This window comes from Shewanella sp. 125m-7 (assembly GCF_052977045.1).
This window is the reverse complement of record NZ_JBRILQ010000001.1, coordinates 129,900-150,446: the sequence shown is the minus strand read 5'-3', so window position 1 is coordinate 150,446 and position 20,547 is coordinate 129,900. Positions and strand designations below refer to the sequence as shown.

General features: G+C 43.4%; 20 protein-coding genes. 10 read left to right on the top strand and 10 right to left on the bottom strand.

Annotated elements, in window-relative coordinates:
• Positions 1-210 precede the first annotated feature (210 nt).
• A complete protein-coding gene (gene yiaY, locus ACVBIL_RS00710; protein WP_447165073.1) occupies positions 211-1,359 on the top strand; it encodes an L-threonine dehydrogenase in 1,149 nt (382 codons plus the stop codon).
• Between the two features lie 471 nt (positions 1,360-1,830).
• Here yiaY and ACVBIL_RS00705 read toward each other — a convergent pair whose 3' ends face one another.
• Both ACVBIL_RS00705 and ACVBIL_RS00700 read right to left on the bottom strand, forming a co-directional pair.
• Positions 1,831-4,953: an efflux RND transporter permease subunit gene (locus ACVBIL_RS00705; RefSeq protein WP_447165072.1), complete on the bottom strand. Its 3,123-nt coding sequence runs from the start codon at positions 4,951-4,953 to the stop codon at positions 1,831-1,833.
• A 288-nt stretch (positions 4,954-5,241) separates the two neighbouring features.
• Positions 5,242-6,399 (bottom strand): efflux RND transporter periplasmic adaptor subunit, encoded by a 1,158-nt coding sequence (locus tag ACVBIL_RS00700; RefSeq protein ID WP_447165071.1) that lies wholly within the window; start codon positions 6,397-6,399, stop codon positions 5,242-5,244.
• A 461-nt stretch (positions 6,400-6,860) separates the two neighbouring features.
• On the opposite strand from ACVBIL_RS00700, the gene ACVBIL_RS00695 reads away from it, so the two are divergent.
• The 3 genes from ACVBIL_RS00695 (at position 6,861) to ACVBIL_RS00685 (ending at position 9,546) form a co-directional block, all read left to right on the top strand.
• Entirely contained in the window at positions 6,861-7,223 is a 363-nt protein-coding gene (locus ACVBIL_RS00695) for a cytoplasmic protein (RefSeq protein WP_447165070.1), read from the top strand.
• Between the two features lie 418 nt (positions 7,224-7,641).
• Positions 7,642-8,943: an NAD(P)/FAD-dependent oxidoreductase gene (locus ACVBIL_RS00690; RefSeq protein ID WP_447165069.1), complete on the top strand. Its 1,302-nt coding sequence runs from the start codon at positions 7,642-7,644 to the stop codon at positions 8,941-8,943.
• Between the two features lie 393 nt (positions 8,944-9,336).
• On the top strand, positions 9,337-9,546 hold the full coding sequence (locus ACVBIL_RS00685) for a hypothetical protein (RefSeq protein WP_442529678.1): 210 nt from the start codon (positions 9,337-9,339) through the stop codon (positions 9,544-9,546).
• 103 nt (positions 9,547-9,649) lie between these two features.
• Here ACVBIL_RS00685 and ACVBIL_RS00680 read toward each other — a convergent pair whose 3' ends face one another.
• Together ACVBIL_RS00680 and ltaE are read right to left on the bottom strand one after the other, a co-directional pair.
• The gene (locus ACVBIL_RS00680) at positions 9,650-10,018 is read right to left on the bottom strand and encodes an acyl-CoA thioesterase (RefSeq protein WP_447165068.1); all 369 of its coding nucleotides are present in this window, start codon (positions 10,016-10,018) and stop codon (positions 9,650-9,652) included.
• A 279-nt stretch (positions 10,019-10,297) separates the two neighbouring features.
• Positions 10,298-11,314, bottom strand: coding sequence for a low-specificity L-threonine aldolase (gene ltaE, locus ACVBIL_RS00675; protein ID WP_447165067.1), 1,017 nt, complete (start codon positions 11,312-11,314; stop codon positions 10,298-10,300).
• Positions 11,315-11,652: 338 nt separating this feature from the next.
• Between ltaE and ACVBIL_RS00670 the strand changes: the two genes are divergently transcribed.
• A complete protein-coding gene (locus ACVBIL_RS00670) occupies positions 11,653-12,291 on the top strand; it encodes a trimeric intracellular cation channel family protein (RefSeq protein WP_447165066.1) in 639 nt (212 codons plus the stop codon).
• An 88-nt stretch (positions 12,292-12,379) separates the two neighbouring features.
• Here the strand turns inward: ACVBIL_RS00670 and ACVBIL_RS00665 are convergent, their stop codons facing one another.
• The 3 genes from ACVBIL_RS00665 to ACVBIL_RS00655 form a co-directional block, all read right to left on the bottom strand.
• A complete protein-coding gene (locus ACVBIL_RS00665) occupies positions 12,380-13,204 on the bottom strand; it encodes a mechanosensitive ion channel family protein (RefSeq protein WP_447165065.1) in 825 nt (274 codons plus the stop codon).
• Positions 13,205-13,233: 29 nt separating this feature from the next.
• On the bottom strand, positions 13,234-13,830 hold the full coding sequence (locus ACVBIL_RS00660; protein WP_447165064.1) for an OmpA family protein: 597 nt from the start codon (positions 13,828-13,830) through the stop codon (positions 13,234-13,236).
• A gap of 317 nt (positions 13,831-14,147) precedes the next feature.
• On the bottom strand, positions 14,148-14,561 hold the full coding sequence (locus tag ACVBIL_RS00655; RefSeq protein ID WP_447165063.1) for a PACE efflux transporter: 414 nt from the start codon (positions 14,559-14,561) through the stop codon (positions 14,148-14,150).
• A gap of 84 nt (positions 14,562-14,645) precedes the next feature.
• Here ACVBIL_RS00655 and ACVBIL_RS00650 point away from each other — a divergent pair, with 84 nt between their 5' ends.
• Entirely contained in the window at positions 14,646-15,524 is an 879-nt protein-coding gene (locus tag ACVBIL_RS00650; protein WP_447165062.1) for a LysR family transcriptional regulator, read from the top strand.
• 126 nt (positions 15,525-15,650) lie between these two features.
• Here the strand turns inward: ACVBIL_RS00650 and ACVBIL_RS00645 are convergent, their stop codons facing one another.
• Complete coding sequence (locus tag ACVBIL_RS00645; protein ID WP_447165061.1) at positions 15,651-16,214, bottom strand: DUF4136 domain-containing protein; 564 nt, start codon at positions 16,212-16,214, stop codon at positions 15,651-15,653.
• A 161-nt stretch (positions 16,215-16,375) separates the two neighbouring features.
• Here ACVBIL_RS00645 and ACVBIL_RS00640 point away from each other — a divergent pair, with 161 nt between their 5' ends.
• The 4 genes from ACVBIL_RS00640 (at position 16,376) to ruvX (ending at position 18,204) form a co-directional block, all read left to right on the top strand.
• Entirely contained in the window at positions 16,376-16,696 is a 321-nt protein-coding gene (locus ACVBIL_RS00640) for a hypothetical protein (protein ID WP_447165060.1), read from the top strand.
• Between the two features lie 121 nt (positions 16,697-16,817).
• Positions 16,818-17,147 carry a stress response translation initiation inhibitor YciH gene (gene yciH, locus ACVBIL_RS00635; protein WP_447165059.1) on the top strand — a complete coding sequence of 110 codons (330 nt, stop codon included), beginning with the start codon at positions 16,818-16,820 and terminating at the stop codon, positions 17,145-17,147.
• A 24-nt stretch (positions 17,148-17,171) separates the two neighbouring features.
• Positions 17,172-17,732 (top strand): YqgE/AlgH family protein, encoded by a 561-nt coding sequence (locus ACVBIL_RS00630; RefSeq protein ID WP_447165058.1) that lies wholly within the window; start codon positions 17,172-17,174, stop codon positions 17,730-17,732.
• A gap of 49 nt (positions 17,733-17,781) precedes the next feature.
• On the top strand, positions 17,782-18,204 hold the full coding sequence (ruvX, locus tag ACVBIL_RS00625) for a Holliday junction resolvase RuvX (RefSeq protein WP_447165057.1): 423 nt from the start codon (positions 17,782-17,784) through the stop codon (positions 18,202-18,204).
• A 94-nt stretch (positions 18,205-18,298) separates the two neighbouring features.
• Here ruvX and hemH read toward each other — a convergent pair whose 3' ends face one another.
• Entirely contained in the window at positions 18,299-19,312 is a 1,014-nt protein-coding gene (hemH, locus tag ACVBIL_RS00620; RefSeq protein ID WP_447165056.1) for a ferrochelatase, read from the bottom strand.
• A 121-nt stretch (positions 19,313-19,433) separates the two neighbouring features.
• Positions 19,434-20,546, bottom strand: a complete 1,113-nt coding sequence (locus tag ACVBIL_RS00615) for a PilT/PilU family type 4a pilus ATPase (protein ID WP_447165055.1) — start codon at positions 20,544-20,546, stop codon at positions 19,434-19,436.
• Position 20,547 lies beyond the last annotated feature (1 nt).

Below are 20,547 nucleotides of genomic sequence, written 5' to 3'. Positions count from 1 at the left end.
GAGCGAATACCTGAAAGATTGTGCTTAACTGAATACTTGTCTCTATGTCATAAAATTACATAATTAGTAAGACAGATCCAACTTTTGCTCTATTTTTGTTTAAGTTGGCGTCATGTTTGAAGTTGATCACACCTTTATTCAACTAGTGTTGGTACTTTAATTACCAGAAAAGATAACAACTTTTAACATTGTTTGTAATAGGTGATTCTTATGGCTGCTAAATTTTTTATCCCATCTGTCAATATCTTAGGGCAAGATGCTGTTACTGAAGCGATTGGTGACATCAAGGCGCTAGGCTTTAAACATGCATTAATTGTTACAGATAAACCTCTCGTTGATATTGGTCTGGTAGCCCAGGTCACTGACAAGTTGGCAAGCAACGACATCAAGGCTGTAATCTTCGATGGCGTGCAACCAAATCCTACCGTGGGCAACGTTGAAGCGGGCCTTAAAATCTTAACCGCTAATCACTGTGACTTTGTGATCTCTCTTGGTGGTGGCTCTCCACATGACTGCGCAAAAGGTATCGCATTAGTCGCCACTAACGGTGGCAGCATTAAAGACTACGAAGGCTTAGATGTGTCAACCAAGCCACAACTTCCACTCGTTGCTATTAATACTACCGCTGGCACTGCAAGTGAAATGACCCGCTTCTGCATCATTACCGATGAGCAGCGTCACATTAAAATGGCCATTGTTGATAAGAACACTACGCCAATTTTATCTGTAAACGACCCTGAGTTAATGCTACTAAAACCTGCAGGTCTTACCGCAGCAACTGGTATGGACGCGCTAACTCACGCCATCGAAGCTTACGTATCGATTGCTGCGAACCCAATAACGGATGCATGTGCGATTAAAGCGATTGAGCTCATTCAAGGTAATTTGGTTGAAGCCGTTGAAAACGGTCAAAGCATCGAAGCGCGCGATCAAATGGCGTACGCACAGTTCCTAGCAGGTATGGCATTTAATAACGCAAGTCTTGGCTATGTTCATGCAATGGCGCACCAGCTCGGCGGTTTCTACGACCTACCACATGGCGTATGTAACGCACTGCTGCTACCTCATGTGCAAACCTACAACGCACAAGTTGTACCTGCTCGATTAAAAGATGTTGCCAAAGCCATGGGCGTAGATGTCGCTGCAATGAGTGATGAGCAAGGTGCTGAGGCCGCAATCACAGCCATTAAGAAGTTATCTGTCGCGGTAAATATTCCAGAGAACCTCACTAAGCTAGGGGTAAAAGCAGAAGATATTCCAACACTTGCGGATAATGCGCTTAAAGATGCGTGTGGTTTCACTAACCCTAAGCAGGCAACTCACGAAGAGATCTGCCAAATCTTTACCAACGCGCTGTAATCTAGTTAACAACGAGTGCTGATAGTCATTACTTAAGTGAAAGGTGGACGGTAGCGGGGTAAATTTTGCTCCCATAATTTGGCTTGCTACCTTTCATTTCCTTGATATTCAATAAGAATCGTTAGCCTTACTGCTGGCAATCAGAGTTGGAGTATAATTTTTTAGAAATAAAAAATGCCAAATATTTATTAAATACAGTCGTAACTCGCTATGTTAAGATTATTTAACCCTAGCGATGGATACAAAGCGATACATATTTGGTATAATCGACTGGTTCGCTTTTTCCCTGCAAAAGTTAAAGCAAGCTTAGAAACCCACTCTTAGGAGTGGGTTTTTTCCTTTCTGATAGCAATCATAGCGTTATACTAATGACTCGAACTCTGTATAAAAAAGGCCTGCAATCAATGCAGACCTTAGACTTAACAAAGCCGCTGTCTAGTGTCTTTGCGGCGCTTGAACTTGAGTTTGAGGCTACTCAGCTTCTTTAGGCAACCCCTTGGCCCTTTCACGCATTTTTTGCATCATAACGTAAAAAACCGGTACTAATAGCGTACCTACGATAGTCGCTGCTAACATACCACCAAACACAGAATAACCTAATGCACGGCGGCTTCCAGAGCCTGCTCCTGTCGCTATCACCAATGGTAATACCCCTAAAAGGAAGGAAAACGCCGTCATCAATACTGCGCGAAAACGCAATCTGGCCGCCGTCTGCGCAGCGTCAAGGATACTCTTACCCTCTTCGTGCAACTGTTTAGCAAACTCCACAATCAAAATCGCGTTCTTACAGGCAAGACCAATCAATAGCACCAGACCAATCTGAGCATAGAGGTTTAAGTCAGACCCTACTAATAAGATGTTGAGGAATGCTCCCAATACCGCAATCGGCACCGCGAGGATAACGGCAAATGGAATGGTCCAACTCTCGTACTGGGCAACCAAGAACAGGTAAGTAAAGACTAACGCCAACGAGAAAATCAGCGGCGCTAGATTACCTGCTTTAATCTCTTGATAAGTTTGTCCTGTCCACTCAAAGGTGTAACCTGCAGGAAGTGATTCGTTGGCTGCACGCTCCATAGCCGTGATCGCGTCACCCGAACTAAAGCCGGGGGCAGGGAAACCATTAATAGTGGTCGAACTAAACATGTTGTAGTTATTCATCACGTCAGGCCCGAGAATTGGCGTCACGGTCACCAACGTACTTAATGGCACCATCTCGCCAGTATTAGAGCGTACATAAAAACGAGAGATATCTCTGTCGGAGTTACGGTACTCAGATTCTGCCTGCAAGATAACCCTAAACACCTTACCAAAGCGGTTAAAGTCATTAACGTACATAGAGCCGAGCATAGTTTGCATCGTTGAGAATATCTCATTTAACGAGATCCCAAGTGCTTTGGCTTTATCTCTGTCAACATCAACAAACATTTGTGGCACATCGGCGCGGAAATTACTAAAGGCCATAGCAATCTCCGGTTGCTCATTGGCTTTCATGATCAAGGCGCGCATCACTGATGCCAACTCTTGTGGTGTTCGGCCTTGAGTATCTTGCAATACAAACTCAAAGCCACCAACACTACCAACACCAGGAATGGGTGGTAATGAGAATGCCATGGCCTTCACCGCAGGGTTAGCGGCATATTTAGCTTGTAGCTTAGCTACAATCGCCGACTCAACCATGTCGGGTGATTCACGTTCACTCCAAGTTGATAGCGTGACAATCATCAAACCACCATTTGATGAGACTGAACCGGTTAAAATACTAAAGCCACTAGCATGGATCACATTCTCCACACCCGGTTCGGCAAGCGTTAACTCAACCAGATCTCGCATCACATCTTCGGTACGGTTAAGAGAGGCGCCATCGGGTAGCTGAATATCCACCATGAAGGCTTTCTTATCTTCCATCGGCACAAAGCCTGACGGTAACATTTTTGCGACTCCGCCGGTGACAAGGATTAGACCAACATACACCACGCCAACGATGACCAGCTTACGTGTCAGCAACGACACTAGCTTCATATACTTGCCTGTAAATTTTCCAAAATACTTATTAAAGGCAGCATGGAAACCTTTAGTATGTGTCTTAGGCGGGCGTAGTAATGATGCACAAAGCGCTGGACTTAAGGTCAGTGCGTTAATTGAAGAGATAAGTACAGAGATACAGATAGTCACGGAGAACTGGGCATACATCTGCCCGGTGATCCCCGGCATCACAGCAGTAGGCGCAAACACCGCAAGCAAGACTAAAGTGGTCGCAATAATAGGGCCGGTCACCTCTTTCATCGCCTTAGAGGTCGCCTCTTTTGGCGATAAACCTTCATCTTGCATCAAGCGTGTGACATTCTCCACCACCACAATCGCATCGTCGACCACAATACCAATTGCGAGAATAAGCGCGAATAAAGAGACGGTATTGATGCTCATATCAAAAGCAAGCAAGAAGGCAAATGTACCAATAAGCGAAACAGGAATAGCAATAGCAGGTACGAGTGTTGAACGTACATCTTGCAAGAAGATAAACACAACAAAAACCACCAGCGCAATAGAGATAAACAGGGTTTGAACCACCTCTTTAATAGAGGTTTCAACAAACTCCGTTGTATCGTAAAGCACTTCATATTCTAAGTCGTTAGGAAAACGCTCAGACAGTTTATCCATTTCGGCTTTAATCGCTTTACCGACTTCTAAAGCATTTGCATCGGGCGATTGATAGATGGCAATAATTGCCGAAGGCTTGTTATTTAGCTTACCTTGGGCATCATAGGTTTGTGAGCCAAGCTCGACTCGTGCCACATCGCCAACAACCACTTTTGAGCCGTCGTTATTGGCGCGGATCATCACATCATAAAACTCTTTAGGGTCCTGTAAACGACCTTTGGTCTGCAGTGTGTACTGAAATTGCTGCTCAGGATCGACTGGCGCGGCGCCAATTCGTCCTGCTGCCACTTGAATATTTTGCTCTTGTAGCGCTGCAATAACATCGCTCGCAGTAACCGCTAGGCTTGCCATTTTGTCAGGGTCGAGCCAAATACGCATGGCATAATCCAGTGCACCAATCACTTGCACTTTAGACACACCATATTGACGCGCAAGTGCGTCTTTAACGTTTAAACCGGCATAATTAGTAATAAACAGTGAATCAAAGGTTTCATTAGGGGAAACGAGGTTGACCACCATCAGCATGTTAGGGCTTTGTTTTTCGACTTTTACCCCTTGACGCTTTACCTCTTCGGGTAGACGCGGCATAGCTTGCTGCACTCGGTTTTGTACTTTCACCTGAGCCATATCGGCATCGGTGCCAACCTCAAAAGTAACATTTAACGAGTAACTACCATCGTTAGCACTTTTCGACTCCATATACAGCATGCCTTCTACACCGTTAACTTCGGCTTCTAAAGGTTGTGCTACGGTGTCTTTAACAATATCGGCGCTAGCACCAGAGTAACTGGTTGATACGCTGACCTGTGGCGGTGCTATTTCTGGAAACTCAGAAACGGATAAAACTGGAATTGCAATCAGACCAACCAAAGTCAAAACGGTCGAGATCACAAAAGCAAACTTTGGCCTGCTAATAAAGAAATCACTAATCATGACATTCCCCCAGTCAAAAGCGGCAAACTTAGGGCTTCTGTTCTAATAAAAAAATCACTCATCATGACATTCCCCTGTCAAAATCGGCAAACTTAGGGCTTCTGTTCTAATAAAAAAATCACTGATCATGACATTCCCCTGTCAAAAGCGGCAAACTTAGGGCTTCTGTTCTAATAAAAAACTCATTCATCATGATATTCCCTGTCAAAGGTTGGCTTAGCTCATAGAGGCTCTCAACTAGAAAGCTTGAGCAGATGTGAATAGATGCATCCATCTTGTCTGCTCCAACTATGATTTTTCATCTTCTTTGAAAGGAACAACTTCTTGCTCCACTGGGTTAACCTTGATACCGGGACGAATTTTCTGTAATCCCTCCACGACTATGCGTTCACCATCTTCTAAGCCACTTAACACTCGCCATTCAACACCGAAACGGTCACCCAGCTCAACAATACGTTTTTGTACTTCATCTTGCTCATTGAGCACCATCACGAAACGGCCTTGCTGATCTTCCTGCACTGCAGCTTGAGGGATAAGTAGTGCATTTTCTGTGATAGGAGATTCAATCACTAAGGTGACAAACAAGCCTGGAAGCATTAGCTTGTCGTCATTTTTAAACGTTGCACGTACGGGCAAGGTACCTGTCGCAGCGTCGACACGGTTGCCAATAAAGTCGATATAACCAACTTCATCGAACATGGTGCCATTAGGTAATCTTAAACGCATAACGATATCGGTGATTTTAACGTCTCTATCGGCTGCCTTAGAAAAGTTTTGCTGGGCTGAAATCAGCTTCTTTTCTGCCACCTGAAAGCTTACCCACATAGGCTGAAGCTGTACTAGACTAGCCATTTCTGATTGCGGGGTAATGATGTCACCCGTACTGACTTTTGAGTGACTAATCCGGCCTGATATTGGCGCGTAGACCTTGGTATAGCTTAATTGCAGCTCAGCTGATTGCACGGCGGCTTCGGCTTGAACCACTCCCGCTGCCGTGGTGAGCTTACGGCTGGTCAACTCATCCATATCCTGCGCACTAATCATGCCATCGGGTAATAACCGACGGCCACGTTCCCAGTTCATTACCGCCACATCTCTTGATGCAATCGCTTGCTTTAATACCGCATTTTGCTGGGCTAACTCTGCTTCATAAGTCGCTGGATCGATTTCAAATAATAGATCACCCGCAGTAACATCATCCCCCTCAATAAAGCTGCGCTTGAGTAACTGACCTTGAATTTGAGATTTGATAATCACATCTTCTGATGCTCTGGTGCGGCCAACAATTTCAGATTTAGGTGTTATCAACTGTGTATGAGCGGTGTTGACAATAACACTAGGCAACATGGCTTGTTGCGGCGCGGGCGCGTCACCACAGGCTGTGAGTACCGTGGCGCTAAACATTAACATCCACAACTTAAAGTTTGAAACTGTTGAACCGGCCATTTAAGCCTCCTGGTAGATAGGGTCTGCGCTATTTTTTATCCTGAAATTATAGGCTTAACCACCCAGCAAATAAAACCTTTTAGCAACAAATATACAAGTTGCACAACAACGCACCCTAATTAGTAAAAATCTCGCCCTATTTACCAGCAAGAGTTAACAAGCAGAAATGCAAACACTTCAACTGATGCTTTATTAGGCAAAGCCACTACTTAGTTTACCTTTATCGATAAAAGTGAGATCTTGGACAAGGTTATTAGGCTGAATGTCATGGTAAACAATAGGTACAGCAACTAGAGTGTTAACTAGGCGTTATAGTAAAGCGCGATAGAAATAGTAGATATTTAGTTAGCCCATTTTTGCTTGAACTACACAGAAAGTACGCTCAAACCACAGACGTGGTTGACCAAGATAAAAAACAATGCCTAAGATGGCATTAGTCACAGCGAACAGGTAGGTAATTTATGACAGCAATCTCTCATGTATACAACTACACAGTCCGATGCCCTCACGTTAAGGATCCTGCACACCCAACAAGCTGGCGAAATCACGTTGAGCTAAACCGCTCTTGCGAAATAGCCCTCGACAGAATTACCAAGTGGCACGGCCATTCTGGCAACCGACTATTTGAACATGAAGGGTTTGTCGTAAGAGAGTGTGAACAGGAACAGGCCTACTTCACAATGCAAAATGATCGTCTCAACGATGACAAACATGCATTAGTGACTTTCAAAGTGTTTATGGATAACAAGACTAAAGATACATCGGTGCAAGAAATTATGGAGCACGTTATCGAGGACTATAAGTCTCGCTTAAGCAAGCTTTAATAATTGCCGGCATGTTTTAGTGATTAGAATCTAAAGCATGCCGCTTTTGATTTCGATGTAACAAAAGAGCAAGATCACAACTCTGACTTTCCCCTCCTACCCAGTTCACAAATCACCAACTAACTTGACCCAAACCAAGTCCGTAAAAACTTATAAATAAAAACAAAAAACAGCTTAAATACAGTCAATTAGAAACTATTAACTTCATTTCACTAGCCTTTTACACTAACAAGGCCCTAATTGCCGTTTCCCATATCTGCTGCTACACTTTTCTGGCTTTTCATCACAAGTATTCTGTATATAGAACAATAGATAACCAGATGTAAATCACCTGATGTCACCGTGTTTACGGCTTAATATTGACGCTCTAGAAACTATATTTATTTTCAGCTTTATCTGATTAAGGACTATAAAACTCATGCATGAAATACCAAATATTGTCATCGTAGGTGGCGGCGCAGGTGGTATGGAAATCGCCACTAAACTCGGCCACCAGCTTGGACGTAAAGGCAAAGCCAGAGTCACACTAGTGGATTGTGCTGAAAGCCATATTTGGAAACCGCTTCTGCATGAAGTTGCAACGGGTGCGCTCGACATTGGTATCGACGCCATAAGCTACCGAGGCCATGCTGCAAGCCATGGTTATCACTTTCAGCAAGGTGCGATGATAGATCTAGATAGAGAAACCAAACAGATCACGCTGGCGGCCATTAATGACGATAAAGGCCACGAATTACTGCCTGCTCGTCTTATTGACTACGATTACTTGGTAATTGCTATTGGCAGTATCGCAAACGACTTTAATATTACTGGTGTGCGCGACCACTGCGTATTTTTAGATAGCACAGAACAAGCCATGGAAATTCGTACCATGCTGTTAAATAAGTTCATGCGCTATGCAAGCCATCATCAGTTAGATGACAAAATTAAAATTGCTGTCGTAGGTGCTGGTGCAACGGGTGTCGAAATGTCGGCCGAGATGCACCACGCGGTTGGCCAGTTACGTGGTTTTGGCTATAAAATCGATAGCAGCCTGTTAGAGATCACCCTGATTGAAGCCGATGAGCGTATTTTGCCGAAGGTCGAAAAGAAAGAGATCTCAGCTTCAGTCGCAAAAGAATTAACGGGTATAGGGGTTAAAGTGATGACTAACACCCGCATTAACCAAGTGACAGAAGAAGGCCTGCATACTTCAGAAGGTGAGTTTATTCCATCGGATATGGTGATCTGGTCAACCGGTGTAAAAGCCCCAGACTTCTTAAAAGACATTGGCGGTCTAGAGAGCAACCATATCAATCAAGTAATGGTTAACCAAAATATGCAAACGACTCGCGACCCCGCTATTTTCGCGATAGGTGACTGCGCAGCTTGCCCACAGGAAGATGGCAGCTGGGTTCCACCACGCGGCCAATCTGCCAGACAGATGGCATTGATGACGGCCGATAATATCAAGCTGTTGTTAGCGGGAAAGCCTGCGGCTAACAACTATGTATATAAAGACTTAGGAGCCTTAGTTAACCTATCTAAGTTCCACACTGTAGGTAATTTGATGTCCTTTATCGGCGGTGGCGTAATGGTTGAAGGTAAGATTGCTCGCTTCGTTTATACTTCTCTTTATAGAAGACACCTTATTGAACTACACGGTCCAATTAAAGGCACTCTACTGATGTTCGCTAAAGGCATTAGCCGCATAGTGCACCCACATCTAAAGCTTCACTAATTAGCTTTGTGAATGTTGCTGGTTTAGCACCAGCAACATTTTGCTTGCCAATTTGAGTTGGCTTTCTCAGTTCTGCGACACTTAAAAATCAAATCAAACTTCGTTTGATAACAAAGTCCATCAAGCTCTATATCTTCAGGCTAAGAGTGGCCTCCAACTAAAGTGGTTCCCATGGCCTGCGGCCGGCGTATGTGCAGACACTGCCGTGACACGCTGCAGGCGATTTATAGCAATGAATTCTCAAGTTAGAAACAGCTGCTTAGTAACACCAAACAAAAAATATAATCAGCCTTTATTAGAAGGCTACCCTGATAACGTGATGTTCTGCCCTAGCGCAGCTTAGATAATACTGGCAATATGCCAGCAATATTATAAGAAAGAGACAACTCCCCTATGAAAAAGTTAACTTTAGTAGCAGCGCTATTTTGCACTCTCGTTTTCACCGGCTGCGCAGAATTGAAAGACGCTGGACGTCAAATTGGCACTACCACTAAAGAAGTGACAACTGATATTGGCCATGCCACTCGAGATACCACCCGCGCCATAGGCCACGCCTCAAGAGATGCGGTTAACTCGGTAAAAGAAGATCTTAGCGAAGACTGATATTGAGTATTAAGATGTTTCTATCGTGCTAAAGGCGCAATATTCAATATTGCGCCTTTTGTTTTTTCTCCAAATTATTCGCCTTTACGATTAAGTCTCGACGTTAAGCAGCATTGGCTCGCATACCGTGTGCTGTGGGTTGCCCTTTTTCATTCACATGCACAAATACAATTTTATCGACTCTCACGATTGGCAAATGAGTGAGCTTATTACGCACCTCGCAAGAGATGGTGATTGAGGTAGCCCCTGCACTTATCAGCTCTAAGCCAAATTCAATTACATCTCCCTGCCTCGCAGGTGATAAAAAATTGATTTCCGAGATAATTCTAGTCACGTGACGTTGGCTTTTCATCTGACAGCCAGCAAATATGGCAACCTCTTCATCAATCCAACTTAATAGCTGCCCACCAAAAAGAAAGTTAGCTGGGTTTAAGTGCTCAGGTTTAATAAAACGACGACTGTAATATTTCATTTTGCTGCCCTATAAGTTAAATATCTATTTAGTAGTAGCAAAAAAAGTACCAACAGCTATAGTCTTTATATTCAGTAACTTACAGAACCTCAACGAGCCATAACTGAGTATCATTGCACTAAGTTTGCACGACTAGCCCCTAAAAAGTGCCTCTGATACTCCATAAGCTTCCCCTATCAACAATCCAAAATACCTATCAAAGCAAGTTATAATACACGCTATAAAAAAACCTAGGCGTAGACCTAGGTTTTTATCTTTCCATCCGCAAAATCAGACCAGTTAAACGCGGCTCAACAGCCCCTTTAGCTCGCTAATAAAGTGCGTTATATCGGCTCTTGAAATATCCGCGTGCGTCACAAAGCGGATAGTTTTACCTGGGCTCAATAAAATACCTTTGGCCTTCAAATCAAGCGCAAGTGCTTTAGTATCAATCTTGTCACTCACCACTGCAAACACCATATTAGTCTGCACTTGTGACATGTCGACTTCGAAGCCTTCGATAGTCGCAAGCTCCGTTGCAAGGTAAGCGGCATTATCATGATCTTCAGCTAAGCGTTCTACCTGCTTTGTTAGCGCCAGCGTTGCTGCCGATGCCAAAATACCTGCCTGGCGCATACCGCCACCTAACACTTTACGCCAACGTCTCGCCTTAGTAATTAAGCGCTCATCACCTAATAAAATAGAACCAACGGGTGCACATAGACCTTTAGAAAGACAAATTGAAACCGAATCAAAATACTGAGTAATCTCTGTCATTGGCATGTTTTGCGCCACTGCTGCATTAGCAACACGGGCACCATCGAGGTGAATTTTCAAACCTCGCTCGAAAGCCAATGCTTGCGCCGAGGCAAGATATTCTTGCGGCACAATCTTTCCACCAATGGTGTTCTCTAAACTCAGTAAGCGTGTGCGGGCAAAGTGGATATCATCAGGCTTAATCGCTGCTTCAATATCCGTTAGTAAGATACTACCGTCAGCCTGATTGGTGAGGGGTTGAGGCTGAATACTGCCTAGAACTGCCGCCCCTCCGCCTTCAAATTTATAATTGTGCGCCTGTTGACCACAAAGGTATTCGTCTCCGCGTTCACAGTGTCCCATCAACGCAAGTAAGTTTGCTTGAGTGCCTGAAGAGGTAAAAAGGGCATTATCATAACCAAACATTTCAGCGGCCATATCTTCAAGGTAGTTAACGCTTGGATCGTCACCATAAACATCATCCCCTACTTCAGCCTGACTAATCGCGGCGCGCATAGCAGCCGTAGGTTTAGTGACCGTATCACTGCGAAAATCAATCATTGTTAACCTCAAGTCTCTTGATCTGGAATTATCAAACAAAGGCTAATATTACTGTGGCGTTTAATGAACTGCCAGTTCAAATTGCAAAGTTTACAAACATAAAAAAATAGTCAGCAAAGCGCAGCCTGTAGCTCTAACGCCTAAATTTAACAAACATGAATACAAATAAAATAGAAATCTAATCCCGAAAAACTCAAAACCTAGCAAACATGTAGACTTTAGAAAGGAGCAAGAAAACAACCATTAGAAAAAATAATGCAACAACATAGCTTTTATCATTGTATTTTTAACGTAAAAAGAGCGAAAATCGTCTCCCTTTTATTTAGCTAGTGCAAATTATGTTAGAAGTTAAAGTTATCAGCTTTTTGTGGCTTATCGGTATTCTTGCCGAAGCGATGACAGGTGCACTGGCTGCAGGTAAAAAACAGATGGACCTGTTTGGGGTAGTCATAATAGGTTGTGTTACCGCCATAGGTGGCGGCACGTTGCGCGATATTTTACTCGGCAACTACCCATTGATTTGGATTGAAAATGTCCATTACTTGATTGCCATTGCTGCAGCCTCATTACTCACTGTAATGATTGCACCAGTTATGCGTCATCTGTCTAAACTATTTTTGGCTATCGATGCCATCGGTTTGGCTGTGTTTTCAATTATTGGCGCTCAAAAAACCTTAATGCTAGGTTTTAGCCCTGAAATAGCTATCGTTATGGGTGTCGTTACTGGGGTATTTGGTGGTGTTATCCGCGATATTCTCTGTAACCAAGTGCCATTAATTTTTAAGAAAGAGCTTTACGCTTTAGTCGCACTATTAACCGCCGCGGCTTATGTGGCAATGAAGTTTTATGGCGTACCTGAGTGGATTAACCTGTCCATTTCGTTAATCTTTGGCTTTAGTTTTAGAATGCTTGCTATTCACTTTAAGTGGTCTATGCCAAAATTTGATTATCAGTACCAGTCTGATAACGTGCATTAATGCTCATTCGGTATAATCTATAGAAACTAAAAGGTCGGCAAATGCCGACCTTTTTTATTACCTCAGATTTTATTCTATCTGATAGTCATTAAGCGGCTGGAGTCTCTTTTACATAGAGATCCATTTGTGGGTATGGAATACCAATTCCAGCTTCATCTAGTGCAACTTTAATCTGCTCAAGAATTTCAAAATGAGCAGGCCAGTAGTCCGAACTATTAACCCATGGGCGAACCACAAAGTTAACTGATGAATCAGCAAGCTCTGAAACTGCAACAGTGTATCCAGGGTCTTTAAGCACATACTGACTATTTTCAAGAATACCCGCCAGAACCTTTTTCGTCTCGGCTAGATTTGCATCATAAGAGACACCTATCACTAAATCTAAACGGCGAGTTTCCATCGCAGAATAGTTAACAATGTTGCCATGCATCATTGCCGAGTTAGGTGCGATAACAACCTTATTGTCAGGGGTAAGTAGTCGGGTCGAAAAAATAGTAATTTCATCAACCGTCCCCGAAATACCCGCGGCTTCAACATAGTCTCCGACGCGGCATGGTCTAAACAGCACCATTAACACACCAGCAGCAAAATTAGACAATGAGCCTTGAAGTGCTAAGCCAACTGCCAAGCCCGCGGCACCAATTACAGCCACTAAGGAAGCTGTTTGCACGCCAATTTGCCCCAGCGTGGCTACGATGGTAAATACAAATACTAAAGCCCAAGCCATATTCGAAACAAACGACACAACAGTTGTATCGACTTTACGCTTGTTCAATATTTTTGTGGTTAATTTTTTTGCGATATTCGATAAAAACTTACCAATGACAAAAATGATGATAGCAAACAGTATCTTCATGCCATAGGTGACGATTAGCTCTGGTGCCTGGTCCATTAAACCTTGCAAGTTATCCATTTACATACTCCCTTAAATATATGATAAAACTATTGAACAATAACTAAAAACTCAACACGTCGGTTTTGTTCACGACCATACGCATTTTGATTACTGGCAATGGGAGACTGGCTCCCCATACCTTTAATCTGAAATCTATTGGCTGCAAATCCAAACTGCTCAACTAAGACTTTTTTTACCTGTTCAGCCCGAGTTAATGATAGCCTTTGATTAAAACTCACTTCACCGATTGAGTCTGTGTGCCCCACAAGCAACAAAGGCACTCTTGTTACGGCTAACCAAAGGTTCAGCTTTTCAAATGCTTGCACCTGTGACATGAGCACTTGAGATTGAGCAAACTCAAACTTAACCGTAATAGATGACTTTTCTGTACAACTAGCCGGAAAGAGTTGCCCGTCACTCGTCGCAAAACACAAGTTTGGTATTATCCTAAGCTGCTGTACTGTCATCGTACTGGCTTGGCGGTTATCACAGCCACGAGCATCCACAATCTGACCTCGTGCAGTATCTTCACAGACATCTTTTAAATCTGGCACACCATCAAGATCAGTATCTTGCCATTGGCGGGCTAATAACCCTGCTGAAAAAAGCATGCTAATAATCAACATTAACGTCAACTTTTCCATAGCCACCCCCACCTAAACCTAACATACTCCACTAAGATTTTAGCCATAAGCCTGATATCTGACTAGAGATGTTCGTTTTAACAAGTGATATCTATCCCTCACCATCACAGGTTAAGCAAACAGCATTTTACGTCAAACAATCTAAAAACACAGCCAAATAATTAACTTAAGCATTACAATAATAGTAAACTTTTAGCACTTTTCGATTTAACTTGGATCTATTCTTATCTCATAAAACCGCGGGATTAACTAAAACCAAGGTGTAAAAAAAGCCGTTACTACTCAGTAGTAACGGCTTTTCACGTTTTAAAAAAGCACTAGCTTGCCATCTTCAACCTAAGTTTTATATTGTCGTAGCACCAGTTAAAAGCAACGGCATAGAAGAAGAAAAACACTAAAAATGCCGCTTCCATCGCTAAAGCTTGCAGGAGTGTCAACTCTAAAAACCACGCAATCGCAGGGACTGTAATGAATATTAACCCACCTTCAAAACCGCAAGTATGTGCAATGCGCACCTTCAAGCCACGATTAATCCTGTCTGCACCAAACTGTTTATCAAACCAGATATTGTAAAAGTAATTCCACACAACGGTAAAAAGGCTCAGTCCAACACCAACCGCTATCATAGAGGTTGCCTCAGTCCCTGATAGCATTGATGCTACAGGGACAATAATCGCCAACGCGATAGCTTCAAAAAGAATGGCGTGAATGATTCTGTCTTTAAATGTCATGATGATGCGTCCTAAAATTTACTTGCAGCCATTATCATCTTTAATTACGATACTTAAAAATTAGATACCATCACTTTTACTGATATGTTGACGATTGAACAGCTCTACTCATTTGTAACAACCGTTGAGACAGGCTCCTTTTCTGCTGCGGCCAGAAAGCTTGGCAAGGTGCAATCGGCCATTAGCCAGCACATCATTAACCTCGAAATCGATACGAATCAGACTTTGTTTGATAGAAGCCACCGCTACCCGGTATTGACTCGCGCAGGGGAGCAACTACTGCCCCAAGCAAAAGCTGTGCTTGCTCAACACCAACGACTTAACCAGCAAGTTGCCGCACTCGATGAGCTGGAGGACTTAAAGCTCACGCTCGCCGTGGACGAGGGGATCCCCTATGACAGATTTACTGCGATGCTCAGTAATTTGTCGAATCAATATCCTGAATGCGAGCTTGAGCTCTTATGTGCTTCGAGCTTAGATATCATTCATCTGGTCGATAGCAAACGAGCCGATTTAGGTATCGTTTTCAGTGAACTCACTTACTCCGAGAGCTTAGATTTCGAGTCATTAGGTACCGTGAAGTTTGAATTACTGGTAAGCCCTAATCATCCTCTTGCACAGTCGACCTCATCTCATATTGACGTACTTAAGCTGCATCGACAGTTAGTGATTGGTTCTAAAGCAAACCAAAAAGGTTGGTTTAATACTCCTCATTCTCCGGATGTGTGGCATGCAGATAACTACTACATGTTGCTTGAGTTAACGAAAGCAGGTTTTGGCTGGGCCTTGCTACCACAGCATATGTGTGAGCAAGCCATTGCAGAAAAGCAGCTGTGTAAGCTTAAGATTGATTTTGAGCAGCTCGGTTGGCAAGCCAATGTCGATATTATCCAGCATAAGTGCCGACTAGATAACCCACTTAACCGTCAGCTAAGAGTCTTGATGAGAAACTTGCTCAATTAACTCAAACAGAGTGTATTAAACCAGCAGTATAAAAAGGTGGCGTAGCGCCATAAAACAAAAAACGGCCATTTGGCCGTTTTTCTTATTTGGGCTAACTTACAACAAATTAGCTCATATACAAGCAGCTTACTTGCCTTCAGGCTTTGGCGGGTAGTTGAGTAGCAACGCAGCGACCGCTTCGTTAACCACTTCTACACGCTCTTCTGGTGTATCTTTGTCGCGCATCGTATCAGCAACAGAGCCTCTCCAAATAAGCTTCCCAGTATTGCGGTCCACCATATCTAGAATTAAAGTACCCACTTCATATTCGCGAACCGTGGTTTGGCTATGACCAGCGCCGCCACTCCAACCCCAGCCTGGGCCATAATATGGGTTATAACCATAGTTAGTATTAAAGGTATCGACATTGATTTTCTTGTCGACCTTAGTTAAGTAGTTAACTAAAACATCTGCTGTCGCAGCATCAGTCATTGTTAGCCCTTTTAACTGCAGCTGATCATCCACAGCTTGACGAACGCGTTGGTCCATCAGTCCATCTAAATGATAAGTCGCATCAGCGGTTTTCTTTTCAACCCAAGCAAACGTCTTCACATCTGAAAAGTTTACACCGGGATCATAATCTGAGCTTGTTTTAAGGGAACTACATGCACTTAATGCCAGTGCAGCAATGACAACCAATAGCTTCTTCATGTTTTCTCCAACAATAATCTTTTGAGCACTTATTAAGCCAGCTTACAGAGCAATCTATTAATCTACAACTCAATTTTAGTAAATACTCTTGTCATTATGCTTGACTTAATAAACCACCTTAATGATAATGATTATCAGTTAAATAATTTAAGTGAGTCATTATGCTTTGGTTTGTCGCAGCGTTTACTATCGCATCTATCGTGTTTTTAATTACCTCTGAAAAAGTAATGGAAAACTCAGCACCCGATGCATCATCAATAGACAAACTTAGTAAATACTCATTAGTCATACTGCCGTTAGTTGTGCTTAGCTGGGTCATTATTGCAATTGCAAGCGCCCCTACTACCCATTTTGCAGGTACAGCAATTGGCTTTGTGTTGACCTCTTGCTCTATTGCCTTGCCAAGCGCTCATAAGTATTTGGCGCCCCTTGCCACATTAACCTTTGCATCGCTCCTTATCGAGCTTGCGCTATACCTGTAATCTTTTTGTTTGCTAGGCCAACACTTGGCTTAGCAAACAGACAAGTTTCTATTCTCCTCCTCTCCCGTAACGCCAGCAACTTTGCTAAACTGCAGCCATAAGTTAACCAGCGACCATTTATATGAAATCCGATCCAAACGTATCTTTAGTCTACAGCACTGATAGCGGTAGAATAGCCCCCGAAAAAGAGATCCTATCCGCTCCTGAAGGAGATGGAATTGTCAGAATTCATAACGACAGCAAGGGTCGCAAAGGCAAAGGGGTTTCAGTTATTAAGGGCCTAGGTTTACAAGAGAAAGAATTAAAAGCCTTGGCACAAAAACTGAAAAAACAATGCGGCTGTGGTGGTACGGTAAAGGACTTCAATATTGAAGTGCAAACCGATAACAGAGAGCTGGTTAAAACCTTGCTCGAAAAGCTTAATTACACTGTCAAATTAGCGGGTGGCTAAACGCTATTTTATATGGAAAAGTCTATGGACAGTTTACAAAATCACTTTCTAATTGCTATGCCATCTTTGCAGGACACCTACTTTGAGCGCTCACTGATCTATATCTGTGAACACAACGAAAAAGGTGCAATGGGGATTGTTGTTAATAAGCTCAGCGGCATCATTGTTGATGAGCTTTTGGAGCAAATGGAGCTCGTGGACGAGCCTGATGCTATCGACTCTTTAGCTGCAGAAGTGTTAATTGGCGGCCCGGTTAACCCTGAGCGCGGATTTGTACTACATAGCACTCAAGATTGCTGGACCAATAGTGAAGCGGTCAGCGATGAAATCATGCTAACCACCTCACAAGATGTTCTAACCTGTTTAGGGTCAGACAAGGCACCAGATAAGTTCTTAATTGCCCTCGGCTATTCTGGCTGGACACGTGGCCAATTAGAGCAAGAGATCATCGAAAATACCTGGTTATCGATACCAGCAACCCCAGAGTTACTATTTGAGGTTGAGCACGAGCAGCGCTGGCAACAAGCAACTGAATCCCTCGGTTTCGATATTTGGCAACTCTCTAACCTCACAGGCCATGCATGATTACCGTAATCGGTACTGTAGTAGCATAAATACATAGGAATACACAGAGATGGGCGATAAAAGCGTCTTAGGATTTGATTACGGTACCAAGAGTATTGGTATCGCTATTGGTCAAGAGCTCACTGCGAGTGCACGACCTCTATTATCAATTAAAGCGGTCGATGGTATTCCAAAATGGGATGAAATTGGCGCACTCATCACCGAATGGAAACCTGATCTTGTTGTTGTCGGTCTACCACTCAATATGGATGGCACAGAACAAGAGATGACTCAACGAGCCAGAAAATTTGCTAACCGAATAAATGGCCGTTTTGGCATAAAAGTCGAGACTCAAGATGAGCGTCTCACCACTGCCGATGCCAAAGCCAGACTCTTTGAAATGGGTGGTTACAAGGCACTGACCAAAGGTCAAGTCGATGCCATGTCAGCGGTATTAATTATTGAAAGTTATTTCGAGAATCAATATCTGTAATTCGGAGCAAAATCTGAGTAACCCACATCAATATTAAAAAGGGAGCGACTATTGAATGAGTCGCTCCCTTTTTGTATCACACGCAGGTATAAGCTTAAATATACGGTTTAACGATATTCGCCATCATCTTAATATGAGCGTCATCATCATTTAGCGCTGCAATATAACGATATTGTTCACCACCAGATTCTTCAAAGATTTCACGGTTCTCCCCCGCAATCTCCTCTAAAGTTTCTAGACAATCGGCACTAAAGGCTGGGCAAACAACAGCAATGTCTTTAATACCTTGACCAGGTAAAGCAGCCATTGTCGCATCAGTATAAGGCGTTAACCACTTAGCTTTACCGAAGCGAGATTGGAATGTTGTTATATATTGCTCTTCACTCAGTCCTAGCTTTTCAACCACCAGCTTAGTCGTTGTCATGCAAAAGCAGTAATAAGGGTCACCTAAATGCAGGTTACGCTCTGGCATACCATGGTATGAGAGCACTAATTTTTGTGGCTGACCATTCAGTTCAAAGTCTTTGGCAATGGACGCTGCTAAGGCATCAATAAAGTCAGGGTTATCATGATAAGTATTGATAAAATGCAGCGCAGGTAGGTAACGCCAGCTTGCCAACTCTTTGGCTATCGCATCGAAAGCCGATGCCGTTGTAGGTGCTGAATATTGAGGGTAAAGCGGTAATACCACTATTTTGTCTACCCCCTCCTTATGCATCCTTTGCAGAGTCGATGAAACTGACGGCGAGCCATAGCGCATACAAAAATCGACCGATACCTCACTGCCCTCTTTTGAAAAATACTCAGCCAACTTTTGAGTTTGGCGGCGAGTAATGTCCATCAAGGGCGAACCTTGCTCAGTCCACACCTGCTTATAAAGCGCTGCAGATTTTGCTGGGCGCACACGTAAAATAATACCGTGCAAGATGATCATCCAAACCAACTTTGGGATCTCAACCACACGAGGGTCAGCTAGAAACTCCGCTAGATAGCGTCTAACAGCAGACGCGGTCGGCTCATCGGGTGTCCCCAAATTAACTAACAACACCCCTGTTTTACCGCGCTTTCTATGCCCAACGTCCTTGCTCAGCCCTGAATACTTAGCCAAGATAACTCCTTAATGTTTAAATTTTACAGCTGATACGTTTCAATCTGTTTTAGGATCGGTTCTACTCACAAAAAAACTGGCAATACAGGATATTGCCAGTTTTTTATTAAACAGCTATTAATTAATCTAAATTGAGTGTCACACCGTCCATTGAGCTGCTGCTCGCGGGATCTGAACTCTGTAACTTAATCATCAAGCGTAAGTCATTTGGCGAGTCAGCGTGATGCAATGCATCAGCGTAACTAATTTCACCATCTGTGTAGAGCTTTAACAGGGCTTGATCGAATGTCTGCATTCCCTGCTCATTTGATTTTGCCATGGTATCTTTAAGCAAATGCAGCTCATTTTTAGCAATCAAACTTGCCACTCGAGGGGTGTTAATTAACACCTCAATCGCCGCTCGTCGTCCAGTGCCATCACTCTTAGGCACCAGTTGCTGGGCTACAATGCCGCGTAAATTTAATGACAGATCAAATAATAATTGATGGTGCTTACTTTCAGGCACTAGATGCATAATACGGTCGAGTGCTTGGTTAGCGTTGTTAGCGTGCAAGGTCGCCATACATAGATGACCCGTTTCTGCAAACGACAGTGCAAACTCCATCGTTTCTTGACTACGAATTTCACCAATCAAAATCACATCAGGAGCCTGACGTAGTGAGCTCTTAAGTGCGGCATCAAAGGACTCAGTATCGATACCGACTTCACGCTGCGTAATAATGCTCTGCCTGTGGTCATGTACAAATTCCACCGGATCTTCAATAGTCAAAATGTGCCCACGTGCATGGTTATTGCGATAACCAACCAAAGCAGCAAGTGAAGTTGACTTACCTGTGCCAGTACCGCCCACCATGATCACCAGACCACGTTTACTCATCACTAAGTCTTTAAGGATCGGGGGCAGCATTAGCTCATCGACCTCAGGGATCTTGGTCTCGATACGGCGCATCACACAACCAGGGGCTTCACGTTGCCAAAAGGCGCTGACACGGAATCGGCCCAAATCTTGTGCGGCGAAGGCAAAATTACATTCACGAGACTCGTGAAACTCCAACTTCTGTGCCTCTGTCATCAACGACTCAACAAAGTCTAACGACTGCGCCGGAGTAAACGGGTTTTCCCCAAGAGGACGCAGCTCACCATCAACCTTGGCGCTTGGCGGAAAACCTGCAGTAATAAACAGATCCGATGCCTTACGTTCAATCATCACCTTTAGAAAAGGACGAACATCCATA

Bases quoted from the DNA above. Each gene is read 5' to 3' on its own strand.
- yiaY (WP_447165073.1), top strand. From the start codon at position 211: ATGGCTGCTAAATTTTTTATCCCATCTGTCAATATCTTAGGGCAAGAT.
- ACVBIL_RS00705 (WP_447165072.1), bottom strand. From the start codon at position 4,953: ATGATTAGTGATTTCTTTATTAGCAGGCCAAAGTTTGCTTTTGTGATC.
- ACVBIL_RS00700 (WP_447165071.1), bottom strand. From the start codon at position 6,399: ATGGCCGGTTCAACAGTTTCAAACTTTAAGTTGTGGATGTTAATGTTT.
- ACVBIL_RS00695 (WP_447165070.1), top strand. From the start codon at position 6,861: ATGACAGCAATCTCTCATGTATACAACTACACAGTCCGATGCCCTCAC.
- ACVBIL_RS00690 (WP_447165069.1), top strand. From the start codon at position 7,642: ATGCATGAAATACCAAATATTGTCATCGTAGGTGGCGGCGCAGGTGGT.
- ACVBIL_RS00685 (WP_442529678.1), top strand. From the start codon at position 9,337: ATGAAAAAGTTAACTTTAGTAGCAGCGCTATTTTGCACTCTCGTTTTC.
- ACVBIL_RS00680 (WP_447165068.1), bottom strand. From the start codon at position 10,018: ATGAAATATTACAGTCGTCGTTTTATTAAACCTGAGCACTTAAACCCA.
- ltaE (WP_447165067.1), bottom strand. From the start codon at position 11,314: ATGATTGATTTTCGCAGTGATACGGTCACTAAACCTACGGCTGCTATG.
- ACVBIL_RS00670 (WP_447165066.1), top strand. From the start codon at position 11,653: ATGTTAGAAGTTAAAGTTATCAGCTTTTTGTGGCTTATCGGTATTCTT.
- ACVBIL_RS00665 (WP_447165065.1), bottom strand. From the start codon at position 13,204: ATGGATAACTTGCAAGGTTTAATGGACCAGGCACCAGAGCTAATCGTC.
- ACVBIL_RS00660 (WP_447165064.1), bottom strand. From the start codon at position 13,830: ATGGAAAAGTTGACGTTAATGTTGATTATTAGCATGCTTTTTTCAGCA.
- ACVBIL_RS00655 (WP_447165063.1), bottom strand. From the start codon at position 14,561: ATGACATTTAAAGACAGAATCATTCACGCCATTCTTTTTGAAGCTATC.
- ACVBIL_RS00650 (WP_447165062.1), top strand. From the start codon at position 14,646: ATGTTGACGATTGAACAGCTCTACTCATTTGTAACAACCGTTGAGACA.
- ACVBIL_RS00645 (WP_447165061.1), bottom strand. From the start codon at position 16,214: ATGAAGAAGCTATTGGTTGTCATTGCTGCACTGGCATTAAGTGCATGT.
- ACVBIL_RS00640 (WP_447165060.1), top strand. From the start codon at position 16,376: ATGCTTTGGTTTGTCGCAGCGTTTACTATCGCATCTATCGTGTTTTTA.
- yciH (WP_447165059.1), top strand. From the start codon at position 16,818: ATGAAATCCGATCCAAACGTATCTTTAGTCTACAGCACTGATAGCGGT.
- ACVBIL_RS00630 (WP_447165058.1), top strand. From the start codon at position 17,172: ATGGACAGTTTACAAAATCACTTTCTAATTGCTATGCCATCTTTGCAG.
- ruvX (WP_447165057.1), top strand. From the start codon at position 17,782: ATGGGCGATAAAAGCGTCTTAGGATTTGATTACGGTACCAAGAGTATT.
- ACVBIL_RS00615 (WP_447165055.1), bottom strand. From the start codon at position 20,546: ATGGATGTTCGTCCTTTTCTAAAGGTGATGATTGAACGTAAGGCATCG.